Annotated in this window: 14 protein-coding genes; 4 read left to right on the forward strand and 10 right to left on the reverse strand. The window is 75.1% G+C overall.

From position 1 onward, the window contains the following. Positions 1–4: 4 nt before the first annotated feature. From AB0I79_RS28125 to AB0I79_RS28160, 8 genes are all read right to left on the reverse strand, one after another. Positions 5–1,222: a ketosynthase chain-length factor gene (locus AB0I79_RS28125; RefSeq protein WP_357878596.1), complete on the reverse strand. Its 1,218-nt coding sequence runs from the start codon at positions 1,220–1,222 to the stop codon at positions 5–7. Further along, complete coding sequence (locus tag AB0I79_RS28130) at positions 1,219–2,727, reverse strand: oligopeptide:H+ symporter (protein WP_357878599.1); 1,509 nt, start codon at positions 2,725–2,727, stop codon at positions 1,219–1,221. The genes AB0I79_RS28125 and AB0I79_RS28130 overlap by 4 nt, the downstream gene beginning before the upstream one ends. Positions 2,728–3,086: 359 nt before the next feature. Beyond that, a complete protein-coding gene (locus AB0I79_RS28135) occupies positions 3,087–3,686 on the reverse strand; it encodes a VOC family protein (protein WP_357878602.1) in 600 nt (199 codons plus the stop codon). Between the two features lie 160 nt (positions 3,687–3,846). Continuing rightward, positions 3,847–4,878: an ABC transporter ATP-binding protein gene (locus AB0I79_RS28140; protein ID WP_357878605.1), complete on the reverse strand. Its 1,032-nt coding sequence runs from the start codon at positions 4,876–4,878 to the stop codon at positions 3,847–3,849. Continuing rightward, on the reverse strand, positions 4,875–5,708 hold the full coding sequence (locus AB0I79_RS28145; protein WP_357878608.1) for an ABC transporter permease: 834 nt from the start codon (positions 5,706–5,708) through the stop codon (positions 4,875–4,877). Before AB0I79_RS28145 ends, AB0I79_RS28140 begins: the two co-directional genes overlap by 4 nt. A gap of 4 nt (positions 5,709–5,712) precedes the next feature. Beyond that, positions 5,713–6,534, reverse strand: coding sequence for a molybdate ABC transporter substrate-binding protein (modA, locus tag AB0I79_RS28150; protein WP_357878611.1), 822 nt, complete (start codon positions 6,532–6,534; stop codon positions 5,713–5,715). 14 nt (positions 6,535–6,548) lie between these two features. Then, complete coding sequence (locus AB0I79_RS28155) at positions 6,549–6,962, reverse strand: helix-turn-helix transcriptional regulator (RefSeq protein ID WP_357878614.1); 414 nt, start codon at positions 6,960–6,962, stop codon at positions 6,549–6,551. Between the two features lie 423 nt (positions 6,963–7,385). Then, positions 7,386–10,991, reverse strand: a complete 3,606-nt coding sequence (locus AB0I79_RS28160; RefSeq protein ID WP_357878617.1) for a hypothetical protein — start codon at positions 10,989–10,991, stop codon at positions 7,386–7,388. Positions 10,992–11,126: 135 nt separating this feature from the next. Here AB0I79_RS28160 and AB0I79_RS28165 point away from each other — a divergent pair, with 135 nt between their 5' ends. Beyond that, positions 11,127–11,780 (forward strand): hypothetical protein, encoded by a 654-nt coding sequence (locus tag AB0I79_RS28165; RefSeq protein ID WP_357878619.1) that lies wholly within the window; start codon positions 11,127–11,129, stop codon positions 11,778–11,780. 4 nt (positions 11,781–11,784) lie between these two features. Here AB0I79_RS28165 and AB0I79_RS28170 read toward each other — a convergent pair whose 3' ends face one another. Next, positions 11,785–12,462: a response regulator transcription factor gene (locus AB0I79_RS28170; RefSeq protein WP_357878622.1), complete on the reverse strand. Its 678-nt coding sequence runs from the start codon at positions 12,460–12,462 to the stop codon at positions 11,785–11,787. After that, positions 12,459–13,316: a histidine kinase gene (locus tag AB0I79_RS28175; RefSeq protein ID WP_357878626.1), complete on the reverse strand. Its 858-nt coding sequence runs from the start codon at positions 13,314–13,316 to the stop codon at positions 12,459–12,461. The genes AB0I79_RS28170 and AB0I79_RS28175 overlap by 4 nt, the downstream gene beginning before the upstream one ends. 128 nt (positions 13,317–13,444) lie before the next feature. Here AB0I79_RS28175 and AB0I79_RS28180 point away from each other — a divergent pair, with 128 nt between their 5' ends. The 3 genes from AB0I79_RS28180 (at position 13,445) to AB0I79_RS28190 (ending at position 17,703) form a co-directional block, all read left to right on the forward strand. Continuing rightward, complete coding sequence (locus AB0I79_RS28180) at positions 13,445–14,140, forward strand: ABC transporter ATP-binding protein (protein ID WP_357878629.1); 696 nt, start codon at positions 13,445–13,447, stop codon at positions 14,138–14,140. Continuing rightward, positions 14,137–16,482: an FtsX-like permease family protein gene (locus tag AB0I79_RS28185; RefSeq protein ID WP_357878632.1), complete on the forward strand. Its 2,346-nt coding sequence runs from the start codon at positions 14,137–14,139 to the stop codon at positions 16,480–16,482. The genes AB0I79_RS28180 and AB0I79_RS28185 overlap by 4 nt, the downstream gene beginning before the upstream one ends. A gap of 99 nt (positions 16,483–16,581) precedes the next feature. Beyond that, positions 16,582–17,703: a cobalamin-independent methionine synthase II family protein gene (locus AB0I79_RS28190; protein WP_357878635.1), complete on the forward strand. Its 1,122-nt coding sequence runs from the start codon at positions 16,582–16,584 to the stop codon at positions 17,701–17,703. Positions 17,704–17,706 lie beyond the last annotated feature (3 nt).

The following is a 17,706-nucleotide window of genomic DNA, read 5'->3' on the forward strand; positions in this document are numbered from 1 at the left end:
GGAATCACTTCTTGAGTACGAGCGCGGCGGTGAACCCTCCGTGCCCGCGGGCCAGTACGAGCGCGGTCCGCAGCCCGCGGTCGCGGGGCTGGCCGAGGACCAGGTCGATGTCGCATCCCGGGGCGAGCCTGGCCGGGCCCGCGGTGGCCGGGATGACGCCGTCGCGCAGCGCCAGCAGCGCCGTCGCCACGTCGAGTGCGGCGCCGCCGCCGTAGAGGCGGCCCGTCAGCGTCTTGGGCGCGGTGACGGGGACGCCCCGCGGGCCGAACACCGCGGTGATGGCCCGCGCCTCGGCCAGGTCGTCGTCCGGCGTGCCCGAGGCGTCCGCGAACACCACGTCCACCTCCGACGGCTCCACCGCGGCGTCGGCCAGGGCGCGCTCGATCGTGCGGCGCAGGGCGGGCGGCCGGCCCGAGCCCGGCGCCGGGTCGAAGCCCGCCGCGTACCCGGCGACCGAGCCGTAGACGGTGGCGTCGCGGGCCAGGGCGCTCTCGGCGTCCTCCACGATGAGCATGGCGCCGCCCTCCCCCGGCACGTAGCCGGTGGCCTCCGCGTCGAACGGCACGTACGCCCGCTCGGGGTCGTCCACGCCGGACAGCCTGCCGCTGGAGAGCTGCGCGACGAGGCCGTAGGGGCACAGCGAGGCGTCGGTGCCGCCGGTCACCACGATGCGGGACCCGCGTCTGATCAGCCTGCGTGACTGCCCGACCGCGTCCAGGCCGCCGGCCTGCTCGCAGCAGATCACCCCGCACGGGCCGCGCATGCCGTGCCTGATCGACACCTGACCGGTGGTGGCGGCGTAGAACCAGGCGATCGACTGGTACGCGCCCACCCACGAGGGCCCGTTGAGGTAGAGCCGCTCCATCTCGTGCTGGCCGAACTCGGTGCCGCCGGACGAGCTGGCGGTCACCACCGCCATCTCGTACTCGGGCAGCTCGGCGGGGACCACGCCGGCGTCCGCGAGCGCGGCCTCGGCCGCTGCCAGGCCCATGTGCGTCCAGTGGTCGGTCTCCCGGATCAGCCTGCTGGGGAGCTGCTCCCCCGCAACGAATCCGGGCACCTGTCCGGCCAGCCTGACCGGGTATCCGCTCGCGTCGAACCGGGTGATCGGCCCGATGCCCGACTTGCCGGCCAGCGTCGCCTGCCAGTGCGTCTCGGTTCCGATCCCGGTCGGCGCGACGACCCCGATGCCCGTCACCACCGGCATGCCGGATCCGCTCATCGGCTGCCCTCCTTCACCGTGTCCGTCGTGGGTTCCGGCGCGGGGGTGCGCGGGCCGGCCGTGAGCCCGCCGGCCAGCGCGCGCCGGCCGAGCGCGAACGCGAGCCCGCAGGCCGTCGCCACGCCGCCGAGCCCGAGGTAGTACAGCGGCTCGGGGATCACCTCGGCGAGCCTGACCACGCCGCTGCCCAGCCCGCCGCCGAGCCCGGCGAACAGCCACATCAGGCCGAGCGTGCGCCCCATGAAGCCCGGCGGGAGCACCTCGGCGGCGGCCGAGATGATCACCGCGGCGACGATGACCTCGCCGCAGGCGTGGGTGAGGTAGACCACGACCAGCCACAGCGGCGACACCTTCTCACCCGACGAGGCGAGCACCGTGGTCAGCGACATGACCAGGAAGCCGCCGCCGACGAGGACGAGACCGATGGCCAGCTTCACCGGGACGTGGTTCCGCCCGGCCAGCGCCGGCAGCCCCACGGCGATCAGCGGCGCCAGCATCAGGATGAACAGCGGCGTCGCGGCCTGCAGCCAGCTCGCCGGGATCTCCATGCCGAACACCTGCCGGTCCACGTGGTCCCTGGCGAACAGGTTCAGCAGCGACGCGGCGTGCGCGATGATCATCCAGAAGAGCGTGGAGCCCAGGAAGACGAAGAGGAACGCGCGCAGCCTGCGCCGGTCGTACGCGTCGAGGCCCGGGTTGCGGTAGACCGCGATGTAGCAGACGACCGGCACGATCACGCTGAAGACGCCGACCAGCCCGATCGCCAGGGTCACGCTGAGCATCCCGGCCAGCCCCAGCGCGACCAGCGCCGCGACGACCAGGCCGCCGGCCAGCCCGGTGCGCCGGCCGATCGCCGTGCGCTCGCCGGCCGTCAGCGGGCGCACCGGCCGCCGGCCCACGTCGCCGAACTGCGCGGCGCTCAGCCCGAGCTGGATCGCGGTGGTCAGCATGACCAGCGCGGCCACCCCGAAGGCCAGGCTCCAGCTCACCCGCTCGCCCAGGTAGCCGACCAGCAGCGGGGCGGCCAGCGCGGAGACCTGGGTCGCGACGTACATGAGGGAGATACCGGCCTCGCGGCCCCGGCTGCCGCCGAACATCAGGTTGATCATGGCCTGGTGGTTCGGCTTGTACACGGCGCCGCCGACGGCCACGAGCGGCAGTCCGACCGCGGCGCCCCAGCCGGTGGGCACGGCCAGGCACAGGTAGCCGGCCATGCCCGCCACACAGCCGGCGAGCAGCGCCCGCCGGTTGCCCAGCACCCGGTCCCCCAGCCAGCCGCCCGCGATCGACAACATGAACATGAAGCCGATCCACGCGCCGAACAGCGTCGCGGCGTCGGTCGGCGGCAGGCCCAGGCCGCCGCTGGAGGCGGGGGCCGAGGCGTACAGCACGAGGATGGCCTGCAGGCCGTAGAACCCGAACCGCTCGAGCGCGTCGCTGGTGAACAGGGTCAGGTACCAGCGAGGCATCGCGCGCAGGGTGATGGCTCTGTCGGCGGTGCTCATCGCGCCCCGCCCTCCGGGGGTGCGCCGGCGAGCGCCGGTACTCTCGCGTCGTTCATGCAGGCCCTTTCTTCGGCTCGACCAAACAACACCTCTTGCGTACGGGACCCGACTCGAATCTGCCTTGCGTTGCGGGCAGCGAGCCGTTCGACGGCCGGTACGGGAGGGGTTGCGGAGGAGCCGGAAGGGCTGCTCACGGCGGCGCCCGGACGGGCGCAGGATCAGGTTCGCGGGCGGGCGCCGGGCCAGGCCGGGCGGGCGCGGGGCCAGACCGGCCGGGCGCGGGGCCAGACCGGCCGGGCGCGGGGCCAGACCGGCCGGGCGCGGGGCCAGGCTGGGCGGGTCGGCTCAGGGCGGCCGGGTCAGCTCAGGACGACGTCCCCGGCCAGGCGCGCCACGAGGGCCGGCGCGTCGCCGCGTTCGACCTCCAGCTCCGCCCCGAGCGCGCGCAGGAGGGCCCGCGCCCGCCCGGGCTCGGGGTGCCGCCCGCGCAGGGAGCGCAGCGGCACCTCGGGCAGGCCCCGGTCGGCGGGATGCACGGTGGTGCCCCAGTCGATGAGGAACGGCGTCAGCGGGTCGCGCGACGGCATGGTCAGCCGCCACTCCAGCAGGTCGCCGTCCGTGGTGCGGCGGGACATGGCCCGCGGCTCGCCCGGGTCGTGTCCTTGCCGCCGCGCCTCGGCGACGGTGGCGTCCAGGTCTGCGGGCCGCACGCACCAGCTGACCAGCCGCGGCCCAGCCAGCTCGTCGATCAGGAACCAGCGCGGCCCGTCGGGGCCGGGCTGCTCGGGGTCCGGCCCGACGATCTCCAGGTAGCGGCGCCCGCCGAGGCCGAGCAGGTAGTTGCGGGTGCCGAGGCCCAGGTGCCTGCCGCCCTCGGCGGGCCGCACGCCGAGCCTCCTCTCCAGGGCTGCGACGGTGCCGCCGAGGTCGGGGGTGGCGTACACGAGATGGTCGAGCATGACTCAGACCCTAGTCAGATCGCGGTCCCTGGTTCCCGGCAGGGCCGGCACGTACAGCAGCGGCAGCAGGGCCGTGCCGCTCATGAACCAGCCCGCCCCCGCCTGTCCGGTCACCGGCCGTCCAGGCTGGGAGATCAACGACCCGCACGGTCAGCGGTGCTCATGCGGGGTAGGCGTGGGTCTCGGTGGCTTTGACCGACGCCCAGATCCGCTGGCCGGGGGTCAGGTCGAGGTCGGCCAGGGCGGCGGGGGTGATGTCGGCGAAGACGGTGATGGGGCCGTCGAGGTGGACGCGTACGTTGTCACCGTGCCGTTCGATGCCGTCGATGCGGGCCTCCCACAGGTTGCGGGGGCTGCCGTCGGGGCGGGTGCGGTAGAGGGCGACGGCGGCGGGCGGGAAGGCCACGAACGCGGTCCCTTCGAGGTGTTCCGAGGTGTGCAGCCGCAGCTCGCCGACCTGGACCCGGGCGCCGTCGGCCACGCCCCGGTACAGGTTGAGCCCGACGAGGCGGGCGACGTAGTCGGTGCGGGGCCGGCGGGCCACCTCGGCCGGCGGGCCCTGCTGGACGACGGCGCCCCGCTCGATGACGACCAGCCGGTCGGCCAGCACCATGGCGTCGAGCGGGTCGTGGGTGACCAGGACGGTGGCGCCGTCGAAGTCGGCCAGGTGGCGGCGGAGCCGGGAGCGGATCTCCAGCCGGGTGTGCGCGTCGAGGGCCGCCAGCGGCTCGTCCAGCAGGAGCAGCTCGGGCCGTACGGCCAGCGCCCGCGCGAGCGCGACCCGCTGCGCCTGGCCGCCGGACAGCTGCCGCGGCTTGGCGGCGGCGCGGTCGGCCAGGCCGACGCGCTCCAGCAGCTCGGCGGCGGCCCGGCGGGACTCGGCCTTGGACACGCCCTGGCAGCGCGGCCCGAACGCGACGTTGTCCAGCACGGTCAGGTGCGGGAAGAGCAGGTAGTCCTGGAAGACCATGCCGATCGGGCGGCTCTCGGCGGGCAGCGTGTGCAGCGGCCTGCCGCGCAGCGTGATCTGCCCGCCGGACATGGCGGTCAGCCCGGCCAGGGCGCGCAGCGCGGTGGTCTTGCCCGCGCCGTTCGGGCCGAGCAGCGCCACCACCTCTCCGGGGGCCACCCGCAGGGCGAGGTCGAGGGTGAAGGCGGGCCTGGTGACCACGAGTCTGGCATCGAGCGTCATGGCGCGCTCACCCACCGGTCGCGCAGGCTGGCCAGGATGATCACCGACACGGCGAGCAGCACCAGGCTGAGCACGATCGCCGCCTCCGGGTCGGTCTCCAGGGCCAGGTAGACGGCCAGCGGCATGGTACGCGTGGTGCCGGGGAAGTTGCCGGCGAACGTGATCGTCGCCCCGAACTCGCCGAGCGCCCGCGCCCAGCACAACACCGCCCCGGCCACCACGCCCGGCATCACCATCGGCAGCGTCACGCGCCGGAACACCGTCCACCGCGAGGCTCCGAGCGTGGCGGCCGCCTCCTCGAAGCGCTGGTCCGCGCCGCGCAGCGCGCCCTCCACGCTGATCACCAGAAACGGCATCGCGACGAACGCCTCGGCGATGATCACGCCCGCGGTCGTGAACGGCAGCGTGATCCCGAAACTCGCCTCCAGCCACTGCCCGGCCAGCCCGCGCCGGCCCAGCACGAGCAGCAGCGCCACGCCGCCGACCACGGGCGGCAGCACCAGCGGCACCGTGACCAGGGCCCGCACCACCCGCCGCCCGGGGAACTCGACCCGGGCCAGCAGCCAGGCCAGCGGCACGCCGAGCAGCAGGCACGCGGCGGTGGCGACGGTGGCGGTCACCAGCGACAGCCGCAGCGCCTCCAGCACGTGCGGCTCGGCCAGCCGCTGCGGCAGCGTGGACCACGGCGCCCGGACCAGCAGCCCCGCCAGCGGCAGCACGAGGAAGGCCAGCCCCGCCAGCGCGGGCACGACCAGCATCCACGGCAACCGCGCCGACACCTCGCGGCGCGGCCGGGCCGGGCCGGGCCGTTCCTGCACAGGAGCGCTCATCTGATCAGGGCGCCTCGAAGCCGGCCCTGGTCAGCACGTCCTTGCCCTGCTGCGACAGCACCAGGTCCACGAACCGCCTGGCCAGGTCACCGGCCGGGGCCTCGGGCAGGGCGGCGATCGGGTAGTCGTTGATCGCCTGGTCGGCCTCCGGGAACGCGATGCCCCGCACCTTCCCGCCCGCGGCGATCACGTCTGTCCTGTAGACCAGCGCCGCGTCCACCTCACCCAGCACCACCTTCGTCAGCGTGGCCTTCACGTCCTGCTCCAGGGTGACCGGCGTGACCTTCAGCCCGGCCGCGTCCAGCGCCTTGATCGCCGCCGCCCCGCACGGCACCTGCTCGGCGCAGAGCGCCACCTTCACCCCCGGGCCGGCCAGGTCCTTCAGCTCGTCCACCTCGGCCGGGTTGCCGGCGGGCACGGCGATCTGCAGCTTGTTGCGGGCGAACGTGACCGGCGACGCCGCCGGCGACGTGTCGGTGACGGTCTTCATCGTGGCCGGGCTCGCCGCCGCGAACACGTCCGCCGGCGCCCCTTGCGTGATCTGCTGGGCCAGCGTGGCGCTGGAGCCGAAGTTGAACCGCACCGTCGTGCCCGGGTGCGCGCTCTCGAAGACCTTGCCGAGTTCGGTGAACGTGCCGGTCAGCGAGGCCGCCGCGAACACCGTCACCTGCTTCGCACCGGCGGCCGGCTCTCCCGAGCCCGAGCCCGAGCCCGAGCCCGAGCCCGAACCCGAGCCCGAACCCGATCCGGAGCCGCAGCCGGCCAGCCCTGCCAGCGCGAGCGCGACGGGCAGGGCCATCGCCCATCGGGAAAGACGCCTGAACACCAAGGGAGGGCTCCTCACACCTGACTGGCCACGCGCTCGTGACCGGGGATCTCCACGACGACGTTGGTGGACTTGATCACGGCGACCGCCACCACCCCCGCCTCCAGGCCCAGCTCGTCGGCGGCCTGGCGGCTCATCAGCGACACCACCCTGAACGGCCCCGCGGCGATCTCCACCTGGGCCATCACCGCGTCGCGGATCACCTCGGTCACGATCCCCCTGAAGCGGTTGCGGGCCGAGGAGCGGCCTCCGTCGTCGTTCTCCTCGATCTGCGCGCGGGCGAAGGCGGCCAGGTCGGCGCCGTTCACCCGCCGGTGGCCGTGCTCGTCGCGCTCGGCGGCCAGCCTGCCCGCGTCCACCCACCGGCGGACGGTGTCGGAGCTGACCCCGAGCAGCGCCGCGGCCTCACTGATCCTGAACGTCGTCACAAACCCTTACTCTATCTCCCGCACTTTCCAACCAGAAGGCCGGTACACCGCCGCAGCAGCGGCCTGTTTTGCGGCTGTGCCCTGGCATCCACGAGAGCAATGGGCATCGCGGGAAAGGGCTCGCTCGTGTTCTCGGCCCGGGTGATCAGCTCGTTCTCGGCCCGGGTGATCAGCTCGCGATCCGGCCCATCCGCTGACCGCCGCCCCGGCTCCGGCCAGCTCCTCCAGAGGAGCCGCAAAGCTCTCCTCCCGGGCCGCACCGGGCGCCCGGCCGCTCGGCCAGGACGCCGCCGGTCTGGCGGGGCGATGTCGTGCAGTGGCCCCAGCGCACGCGGAGTGACGAGCCTGTCGCAGCCGCCCCCACAGCTCCACGATCCCGATCGTGGGCCCGCCGGCCGCTCGGGGGCCGGGTGCTGCGCGGGATCACCGGCTGCGGTGGTAGGTGAAGGCGAACAGTCCCGCGTCACCGGCCGCGTACAGCGCCGAGCCGTCGGGGTGCCAGGCACAGCCGTGCAGCTCGCCGTCCAGGACGATCCCGCACTCGGTCGCGTACGCGGTGACGTCCCAGACGCGCAGGCAGCCGTGCCTGGCGGCGGTGGCCAGGCGGGTGCCGTCCGGGGAGAAGGCGAGGCCGACCAGCCATTCGTCCTGGCCGAACCGGGCCGCGGGTGCTCCAGTCACGTCGAACAGCTCGACCGCGCCGTCGATGGTGCCCGCCGCCACGTGACGGCCGCCGGGGTCGACGGCCAGCGCCTCGATCAGGCTCTCCGCCTCCGCCAGGAGGCCCAGCGGGCGGCCGTCGCGGGTCCAGCGCCGTACCTCGTGGCCCGTGGCGACCGCGAGCCAGGACGAGTCCGGGGCGATGGCCACCGCGGTCACCTCCTCGTCCTGCCGCTCCAGGGTCGTGGCGGTGTCGAGGTCCGGCGTCAGGATGCGTACGGTGTGGTCCGTGGCGACGGCCATCCACGTGCCGTCCGGGGCGATCGCCGAGGCCAGCTCCATGACGGCGCCGGGCGGCTCCGCGATCCCGCGTGCGGCGCCGGCGCCGGGCGGCTCCGCGGTCCTGCGGACGGCGCCGTCCGGGCCGTGCAGCCGGATGCCGCCCTCGGGGTCGGCGCAGAGGACGTACGTGCCGTCGGGGGACACGGCCACGCTCCTCAGCCATTCCCTCGGGCCCTGGGCGCGGACGGTCCCGTCCGGGTTCCAGAGGGTCAGGCCGGACAGGCCGACGGTGGCCAGGCAGGAGCCGTCGCTCGCCATCGCGAGGCCGCGCAGGTCGTGGCGGGCGGGCGGCTCGGTGGGGCCGGTTCGTACGGCGAGGTCCACGTCCCAGACGCGGACCGTGCGGTCGGCGCTCGACGAGGCCAGCAGGCGGCCGTCCGGGGTGATCGCCAGGCCCGAGATCGTGTCGGTGTGACCGTGCAGGCGGGCCCGCACGGTTCCGTCCAGGTCCAGGATGGCGAGGTTGTCGTCGAAGTCGGGGACGGCGAGCCACCGGCCGCCTGGGGCGACGGCCACGCCGGTGCCGTGGGAGAAGACGGTGCGCAGCTCGGCGCGCGGGGTGCCGTCGGCGTTCAGCAGGCGGAGGGAGCCGTGCTGGCTCAGCAGGGCCAGCCACTCCCCGGAGGGCGCGATCGCCACCGCCTCCGCGCCGTTGTCCACGCCCGCTTCTTCCTCGCGCTCCCCATCCTCGGCGCCGCCCTCGCCCTCGCCCTCGGCATTGGCACCGGCATCGGTATCGGCGCCGCCCTCGGCATCGGCGCCGTCCCCGTCCCCGGCACCGGCGTCGGCGTCGCCGCTGTCCTCGACCTCGGCATCGGCGTCGGCATCGGCGTCGGCATCGGCGTCGGCGTCGTCCTCGACCTCGGTATGGGCGTCGGCGTCGTCCCCGGCCTCGGCGTCGTCCCCGTCCTCGTCCCAGATCGCGTCGACAGTCGCCAGGCGGCTCCCGTTCGCGGTCCACAGCTCTGTGGCGTCCGGGCCGGTCGCGACCGCCCAGGTGCCGTCGGGTGCGATGGCGACGGCGCCGTACTCCTCGCACGCGTCCTCCGGCGCGGCGCGCGTCCTGCCATCGGCGTCGAAGAACCGCAGGAACCCGTCCCCGCCCGCGACCCCCCACGCCCCGTCCGGCGCGATCGCGATCGTCTCGGCCGTTCCCGGCAGGTCGTCGAGGACGGCGCGCGGCCTGCCGTCCGGCTCCCACAGCCGCACCGTCCCGTCCCAGCTCCCGGTGGCCAGCCACGCCCCGCCGGGCGCGACGGCCACGCACGTGACCTGGCTCTCGTGCCCGAGCAGGGCCCGCATCGAGGTGCCGTCCATGCGCCAGCGCGACACCCGTCCCCGGTCCCCTGCGGCGGCCAGCCAGGCGCCGTCCGGCGACATGGCCAGGCCGGTCAGCCGTTCCGATCGGCTGCGGTGCGTACGCAGCAGCGCCTGGTGCGGCAGGTCCGGCGGTGTGCCGCGGTGCTCCAGCCAGGGCGATCCCCGCTCCGCCAGCCACCGGCGCAGGTCCTCGCCCACGCCGGGCGTCGCGTGCAGGCGGGCGGCGAGCGTGAGCAGCACGCCGACGCCCAGCTCTCGCGCCCTTTCGAGCAGGTGGGACGAGCCCGCCAGGACGCGCGCGATCGACGCGGGGGTGCCGTCGCCCGCCCTGGCGAGGTCCTCCAGGGCCGGGTCCACGCCGGACTGGTGGATGCGGGAGGCCAGCCAGGTCACGTCGCAGACCAGCTCCCGTACCGCTTCGGCCTCCCCTGCGTCCGCGTACAGCCGGGCGAGGTTGCGCAGCATCCACTCTCCCGTGCCGGGGAGGTCGGCCCAGCCCTCGGGGGTCTCGTCGGGGTCGGCGTCGATCAGCGCGCGGCGGGCCCGGTCGAGGCCGTCCGCGCCGAGGAGCTCCCGCACGCGCTCCCCCACCGCGTCCGCCAGGCCCAGCACGGGATGATCGGTACGCCGCCGCACCAGCCGCAGCCCCTCCAGCCGGGCGATGAGCGCGCCGATCTGCCCGCCCGTCATGGCCCCGCCGACGCCGACCCGCCCGCCAACCACGGCCCCGCCGATCTGCCCACCGACCACGGCCCCACCCGCGCCGACCCGCCCGCCGGTCACGCCCCCGCCCCCGCTCCACAGCAGGGCGGCCACGCCGATGGGGATGGCCTCGTCCGGGTCGAACAGGCCGAGCTGGAGGAAGCGTTCGGCGGCGGCCGGGTCCACCGTGCGCAGCCAGCCGAGCGAGTGGTCCACGAGCGCCCCGATCAGGCGGGCCCGGGAGGCGGGAGCCGCCAGGTCCACGCGGCCGGGCAGCCGGGCGGCCAGGCGGGCGGCCGCCTCGGTGGCCGGCTCGCCCGTGACGACCTGGCTGACGATGAGCCCGTGCGCCATGGTGAGGGCGAGCGGCCAGCCTCCGGTCAGCTCCGCCAGGCGGGCGGCCGTGTCCTCGTCCAGGGCGGGCAGGTCGCGGCGCAGCAGCGCCACGCTCTGTGAGGAGGACATCGGCCCGATGCGCACCGTGGTCGCGAACGGCGGCCGTTCGCCGGCGGCGCGCGCCGTGACGAGCCAGGTGCAGCCCGGCACCGCGAACGCCAGCGGCACCACCAGCCCGGCATGCCGCAGCCCGTCCACCACCATCAGCCGCGGCCCCGGCTGGAAGACCTGCTCCCGCAGGAACTCCTCCGCCGCCTCCTCGCCGTGGGCGGCGCCCACCAGGTCGCGCGGCTCCAGGTGGGAGAACAGCTCCACGTCCTCCCCGTGCAGGCCCTGCAGCACCTCGGTGAACTCGGCGGCCCGATCCTCCGGGTGCGAGCCGCCGGCGTTCAGCCAGCCGATGCCCTCGGGGAAACGCGCGGCCACCTCGGGACGGCGCAGCGCGGCCGCCACGACGGCCGTGACGCCCAGCCCCTCCACGCCGTCCACCTCGGGCGCCACCACGATCAGCCCGGCGTCGCCCGAGGTCAGCGCGGCCACGACCCGGTCCACGTCCGCCTCCCGCCCGATCCACCCGTCGATGCTCGCGATCGCCCCGGCCTGAGCCACGTACGCTCCTCCCTGCCGCACCTGTCCACGTGGATCAACGAAGGGACGGGCGGGCAAAGTTCGCGAGGGCCGGACTCTTCGCAAAAGCCTGAAGCGCGACGGAACGGCCGCCGGACGCCGCTAACCTGGCCTGCCATGACGTACGGCCCTCAGCGTCCCTCCTCCGACGCCCCCTATCCGCCGCGGCAGCAGCCGTTCACCCCGCCTCCCGTGGTGCTCGACGTCGGCGCGGACGCCAAGGTCAAGGCGCTGGCCGGCGGCTCGGTGGCGGGCGTGATCGGGCTGATCGCGATCTTCTCGGCGCTGACGGGGCAGACCACGGGCGGCGGGGGCACCGCGGTCGCGGTCGGGGTGGTGGGGCTGGTGTTCCTGGGCATCGGCCTGCTCCCCGTCATCGCGTGGAAGAAGGTCGCGCGTCCGCGCCGGCTCGTCTTCGACGCCTTCGGCGTGCGCTGGGACGATCCGCAGGGCAGGCCGTGGGCCGTGGCCTGGGCGGAGCTGTCGGGCGTGGGCATCTCGCGCACGCGGCAGCGCCGGGTCAAGCCGGCCGACTACCTCGTGCGCAGGACGATGGTCAGGCTCGACCTGTTCCCCGCCGACCAGGGGTTCCGGTCGCGGCACCAGGAGATGGAGCACCTGTGGGAGTTCCACACTGTCAAGAACGGCTACCGGTTGCCGCTCGGCTCCACCCCCAGGTACATCCCGGTCATCGAGCGGGCGATGCGGCAGTACCGTCCGGGGGCGTACCTGGGGATCAAGGACGAGGGTTTCACGGTCGGCCTGGTCTGAGCCGTCAGTCGCCGCCGGGCGTGACGAGGCCCGTCTCGTAGGCGACGACGACCGCCTGGGCGCGGTCGCGCAGCGCGAGCTTGGTGAAGATGCGGGCGACGTGCGTCTTCACCGTCGCCTCGCTGAGCGTCAGCGCGTACGCCAGCTCGGCGTTCGACAGGCCCTTGCCCATGAGCGTCAGCACCTCCAGCTCGCGCGGCGTCAGCGTCGCGAGGTCCGCGTGCGCGCCCGCGGGCGGCGGGCCGGGGACGCGGTCGGCGGCGGCGAAGCGCTCGACGAGGCGGCGGGTGATCGAGGGGGCCAGGAGCGCGTCGCCGGTGCCGACCAGGCGGACGGCTGCGGCCAGGTGCCCGGGGGTGACGTCCTTGAGCAGGAAGCCGCTGGCGCCGAGCGTCAGGGCGGCGTAGACGTACCGGTCGAGGTCGAACGTGGTCAGCATGATCACCCGGCAGTGCGGGTCGTGGGCGAGCACCCGGCGGGTCGCCTCCAGGCCGTCCATGCCGGGCATGCGGATGTCCATCAGCACCACGTCGGGGGCGAGCCTGAGCGCCTCCGCCACCGCCTGACCCCCGTCGGCGGCCTCGCCGACCACGTCGATGCCGCGGGCGGTCAGTATGAGCCGGAAGCCCACGCGGACCAGCTCCTGGTCGTCGGCGATCAGCACCCGGGGGGTCGCGTTCACGGGCGCTCCAGCGGGATCCTGGCGCGTACCCGGTAGCCGCCGCCGAGCCGGCGCCGCGCGTCGAGGTCGCCGCCGTACACGGCGACCCGCTCACGCAGGCCCACCAGCCCGCGCCCGGCCCCATCAGCCGTCCGCTCGCCATCCCGCGCGTGCCCGGCGCCGCCCGCGGGCCGCTCGCCGTCGGGCCTGGTGGCGCCGGTGAGCACGCTGGGCCCGCTGTTCAGCACCTCCACCCGCAGGTACTGGTCGGTGTAGCGGACGCTCACCTCGGCCTTGGCCGCCTCCCCGTGCTTGAGCGCGTTCGTCAGGGCCTCCTGGACGATCCGGTACGCGGTCACGTCGATCCCGGCCGGGACCGGGCGCGGCTCGCCGGAGATGCGCACCTCCACCGGCAGCCCGGCGAACGCGATCCGGTCGGCCAGCGCGCCGAGCTGCCCCAGCCCCGGCTGCGGCGCCAGCTCGGCCCCGTGACCGTCGTCGTCGCCGTCGGGCGACGGCGCCAGCAGCCCCAGCAGGTGACGCAGCTCGGTCATCGCGTCCCGGCCGGCCGCCTCGACGGCCCGCAGCGCGGTCTCGGCCTCGCCCGGCATCGTGGGCAGCACCTCCCTGGCGGCCCCCGCCTGCACCACCATGAGGCTCACGTTGTGGCTGACGATGTCGTGCAGCTCCGCCGCGATCCTGGCCCGCTCGGCGTCCACGGCCGCGCGGGCGGCCCTCTCGCGTTCGCGTTCCAGCAGCCGCCCCTGCTCGGCCAGCACGGCCCGGTAGCGCCGCCGCGTACGCACCAGGGCCGCCGCCAGCCACACCACCGAGCCGCAGGCGAGCATCAGCGCGGCGGCCAGCCATTCCCACATCCGATCATCTTCGCGCGGCCCGCCGCGATCGGCATCCTTCCCCGGCCCTACATCCACAGGATGACGGCCGCCGCGCCTACATCCCCGGCGGGATGCGCCCCCGCCGTTGCGCGATCTAGCTTCATGCCATGAACACTCAGCGGCTCGTCGTTCGCCTCGGCGACGTCCACAAGGAGTACGGCGCGACCCGGGCGCTGGACGGCGTCTCGCTGCGCGTCCACGCGGGGGACGCGGTCGCCGTGATGGGGCCCTCGGGCTGCGGCAAGTCCACGCTGCTCAACCTGATCGCGGGCCTGGACCGTCCGACGCGGGGCACGGTCGAGGTCGACGGCCAGGACCTGGGGGCGATGAACGAGACGGAGCTGGCGCTGTTCCGCCGCCGGCACATCGGGATGGTCTTCCAGTTCTTCAACCTCATCGAGGACCTGCCCGCCCTGGACAACGCGGCGCTGGCCGCCCAGCTCACCGGCACCCCTGCCCGGCAGGCCAGGGACCGGGCGCTGGAGCTGTTCGAGGAGCTGGGCATCGCCGGGCGCAGGGACGCCTACCCGGCGGCGCTGAGCGGCGGTGAACGCCAGCGCGTCGCCGTGGCCAGGGCCCTGATGAACCGGCCGGCCCTGCTGCTGGCCGACGAGCCGACGGGGGCGCTCGACAGCCGCTCGGGCGAGCAGGTGATGGACCTGCTCATCGACCTCAACCAGATCGGGCAGACGCTGCTGATCGTCACGCATGACCCCGGCCTGGCCGCCCGCTGCGCCGGCCGCACGGTGGAGCTCGGCGACGGGCGCGTGGTGGCCGATCACAGCCTGGAACGCACGCCGTGAGGCCGGACCTCGCCGTCGGGCAGGGCAGAGGCGCCGTGGGCCAGGGTGCGGGTGCCGTGTGGCGGGCCTCGCGGGCGGCGGTGCGGCGCCGCCGGGCGCAGACGTTCGTGCTCGGGGTCGTGGTGTTCTGCTCGACGGTGGCGATCGTGGTGGCGCTCGGCCTGCTGGAGAGCGTGTCGGCGCCGTTCGAGCGGGCCTTCGAGGGTCAGCGGGGCGCGCACGTCGTGGCCTCGTACGACCCCGGCAGGGTCACGCCGGCGGCGCTCGCGGCCCGGCCACGCGGGGTGGAGGCGGTGGCGGGCCCGTTCGCGCAGGCCGTGGTCACGATCCCGGAGACGTTCGAGCACCTGCCGCCGGGCCCGCTCACGGTCGTCGGCCGCCACTCCCCCGGCGGCCCGGTGGACCGGCTGGACCTCTGGGCGGGACGCTGGCCCGCCCGCCCCGGCGAGATCGTGCTGGACCGGCCCGCGAACGGGTTCTTCTCCTTCCTGGTGGGGGTGCGGTTCACCGTGCGCGAGGGGCAGGCGTTCACCGTCGTCGGTCTGGCCTCCAGCGTGAGCAGGAGCTCCGAGGCGTGGGTCACCCCCGGCCAGGCCGCCGCGCTGCGCCCGGCCGCGACGCAGATGCTCTACCGCCTGCACGCCGCCGGCACCGACGAGCAGGTCCGCGCGGGCACGGCCGCGATCGCGGCGGGCCTGCCGGCCGGGGCGCTGCTGGGCTCGCAGTCGTACCTGGTCGTCCAGCGCGACGCGGGCCGCGCGGCGGCGGCCTTCGTCCCCTTCCTGACCGTCTTCGGGGTGCTCGGCCTGGTGGTGGCGGTCCTCATCGTGGTGAACGTGGTCAGCGGCGCGGTCGTGGCGGGCTACCGGCACATCGGGCTGCTCAAGGCGCTCGGCTTCACCCCGAACCAGGTCGTCGCCGTCTACCTCACGATGGTCCTGGTCCCGGCGGTCGCGGGCGGCGCGCTCGGCACCGTGGCGGGCGCCGTGGCCGCGCGCCCGCTGCTGGACGACGTGGGGGCGGGCGTCTTCACCGTCACGACGAGCCCCTGGGTGTACGCGGCCACGCTCGCCGGCATGCCGGCCGTGGCCGTGCTCGCCGCGCTGGCGCCCGCGCTGCGCGCGCACCGTCTGACCGCAGCCCGGGCGATCAGCGCGGGCGCGCCTCCCGGGCGCGGGCGGGGGCTGCGGGTCCAGCGGCTGCTCGCGGGCGCGCCGCTGCCCCGTGCGGTGAGCCTCGGGCTGGGTCTGCCGTTCGGGCGGCCGGGGCGCGCCGCGCTCACGCTGGCGGCCGTGGTGCTCGGCGCGGCCACGGTGACGCTGGCCGCGGGCCTGTCCACGACGATGACCGCGTACGGCGCGGCCGCCCAGCGCGTCGGGCACGTGCACACGGTGGTCCACGCCGGCCAGGCCCGCAACCACCAGACCCAGCCCCGGCACGGCGACGCCGGGATCGAGGCGCTCCTGCGCGGCCTGCCCGGCACCCTGTACGTGACCGCCGACGCGTGGGTCACCCTGCACCTCGCGGGGCATCCGCAGCCGATCCAGGGCAGGTTCCTGCGCGGGGATTCCGGCACGCTGGGCGAGACGCTCGTCGAGGGCCGCTGGCTGCGCGGCCGGGGAGAGGTGGTGGCGCCCTCGGCGTTCCTGGTCAAGCGCGGTCTGGCGGTCGGCGACCGGCTCACGCTGTCGCTGGGCCGCGGGCGGGCGGAGGCGACGGTCGTCGGCGCGACGATGGACGGCGCGGCCGACCTCATCCAGGCCGACTGGCGCACGCTGACCGCGCTCGCGCCGGACCAGCGGGCCACCCAGTACGAGGTCCGCCTCGCCCCCGGCACCGACGTCGAGTCCTACAACGCCGCGGTCAGGGCGGCGGACCCCGGCCTGCACCCGGTCGCCAAGTCCACCAGCGACCCGACGACCGTGGCCGTCATCGGCTTCGCGTCCCTGCTCACCGTGCTGCTGGGCACGGTCTCCGCGCTGGGCGTCTTCAACACGGTCGTGCTCGACGCCAGGGAGCGGCGGCGCGACATCGGCGTGCTGAAGTCCATCGGGATGACGCCGCGCCAGGTCACGGCGATGATGGTGACGTCGATGGCGGCGCTCGGCGCGGCAGGCGGGCTGCTCGGCATCCCGATCGGCGTGGCCGCGCACCGCCTGGTCGTCCCGGCCATGGCCGAGGCGGCCGGTCTCGCGCTGCCGGCGTTCATGGTGGACGTGTGGCGGGCCCCGCTGCTGGCGCTGCTCACGCTGGCGGGGGTGGTGATCGCGGTGCTGGGCGCGCTCGTCCCGGCCCGGTCGGCGGCGCGGCTGACCATCGCGGCCGTGCTGCACAACGAGTGAACGGGGCTGGACGGCCGTCGCGGGGCGGTGGACGCTGAGCCTACGGCCGGCGCGAGAAGCCTTACGATCCGCGCCCCCATCGCACATCGAGGAGGAAGCATGCCCGCGACACCCCATGCCGAGCACGTTGGCAGCCTCCTGCGCCCGCCCGAGCTGCTGCGTGCCCGGGAGGCGCGCAAGCGCGGCGAGCTGAGCGCCGAGGAACTGGCCAGGCTGGAGGACGACGCCGTACTGGCCGCGATCGAGCTGCAGCGCCAGGCGGGGATCGAGGTGTTCACCGATGGGGAGATGCGGCGGCAGACCTGGCTCGCGGGGCTGCTGGAGTCGCTGGGCGGCGTGTCTCCCGCTCCGCTGCCCTCCACCGAATGGTGGCGCGGCGACGGCGAGCCGGTGCCGCCGGAGGAGACGTCCTGGGACCTGGTGGTGGCGACCGGCAAGCTCACCCAGAAGAAGAACATGACCGCCGTGGAGGCCGGTTTCCTGGCCCGGCACGCCCCCGGACCCTACAAGATCACCATGGTGAGCTCGTCGATGGGGAACCTCCTGTGGCGGCCCGACCTCAGCGCCACCGCCTACCCGACCCCCGCCGACCTGCTCCGCGACCTGGTCGCGCTGCGGATCGAGGAGATCAGGGGCCTGCTGGCGCAGGGCGTGCGGTGGATCCAGCTCGACTCGCTGGCCTACGACTTCGTGATCGACCCCGGCTTCCGCACCCGCCTGCTGGGGCCCGGGGCGCCGGGCGGGGAGGCGTTGCTCGACGCGGCGGTCGCCGTCGACGTCCAGCAGGTGCGCGCGATCAAGGAGCTGGACCCGGAGGTCACGGTCGCCCTGCACCTGTGCAGGGGCAACAACCGCAGCGCCTGGTCGGCCAAGGGCGGCTACGACCCGGTCGCGGAGCGGCTGTTCGGTGAGGTGCCGGTGGACCGGTTCCTGCTGGAGTACGACACGGAGCGGGCGGGCGGGTTCGAGCCGCTGCGCTTCGTCCCCGAGGGCACGGCCGTCGTGCTCGGGCTCGTCTCCTCCAAGGTGCCGGCGCTGGAGTCGCAGGACGAGCTGCGCCGCCGCATCGACGAGGCGGCCAAGTACGTGCCGATGGAGAACCTCGCGATCAGCCCGCAGTGCGGCTTCGCCTCCACCGTCAGGGGCAACCTGCTCACCGTGGACGAGGAGCGGCGCAAGCTGGAGCTGGTGGTGGAGACGGCGCGGATGGTCTGGGGCTGAGCC

It is taken from the genome of Nonomuraea sp. NPDC050202, assembly GCF_040656115.1.
In the GTDB taxonomy this organism is placed as follows: Bacteria; Actinomycetota; Actinomycetes; order Streptosporangiales; family Streptosporangiaceae; genus Nonomuraea.

What these genes read in the sequence shown, in the direction of transcription:
- AB0I79_RS28180 (WP_357878629.1), top strand. Translation starts at nt 13,445, where the DNA reads ATGAACACTCAGCGGCTCGTCGTTCGCCTCGGCGACGTCCACAAGGAG.
- AB0I79_RS28145 (WP_357878608.1), bottom strand. Translation starts at nt 5,708, where the DNA reads ATGAGCGCTCCTGTGCAGGAACGGCCCGGCCCGGCCCGGCCGCGCCGC.
- AB0I79_RS28190 (WP_357878635.1), top strand. Translation starts at nt 16,582, where the DNA reads ATGCCCGCGACACCCCATGCCGAGCACGTTGGCAGCCTCCTGCGCCCG.
- AB0I79_RS28175 (WP_357878626.1), bottom strand. Translation starts at nt 13,316, where the DNA reads ATGTGGGAATGGCTGGCCGCCGCGCTGATGCTCGCCTGCGGCTCGGTG.
- AB0I79_RS28140 (WP_357878605.1), bottom strand. Translation starts at nt 4,878, where the DNA reads ATGACGCTCGATGCCAGACTCGTGGTCACCAGGCCCGCCTTCACCCTC.
- AB0I79_RS28125 (WP_357878596.1), bottom strand. Translation starts at nt 1,222, where the DNA reads ATGAGCGGATCCGGCATGCCGGTGGTGACGGGCATCGGGGTCGTCGCG.
- AB0I79_RS28165 (WP_357878619.1), top strand. Translation starts at nt 11,127, where the DNA reads ATGACGTACGGCCCTCAGCGTCCCTCCTCCGACGCCCCCTATCCGCCG.
- AB0I79_RS28130 (WP_357878599.1), bottom strand. Translation starts at nt 2,727, where the DNA reads ATGAGCACCGCCGACAGAGCCATCACCCTGCGCGCGATGCCTCGCTGG.
- AB0I79_RS28135 (WP_357878602.1), bottom strand. Translation starts at nt 3,686, where the DNA reads ATGCTCGACCATCTCGTGTACGCCACCCCCGACCTCGGCGGCACCGTC.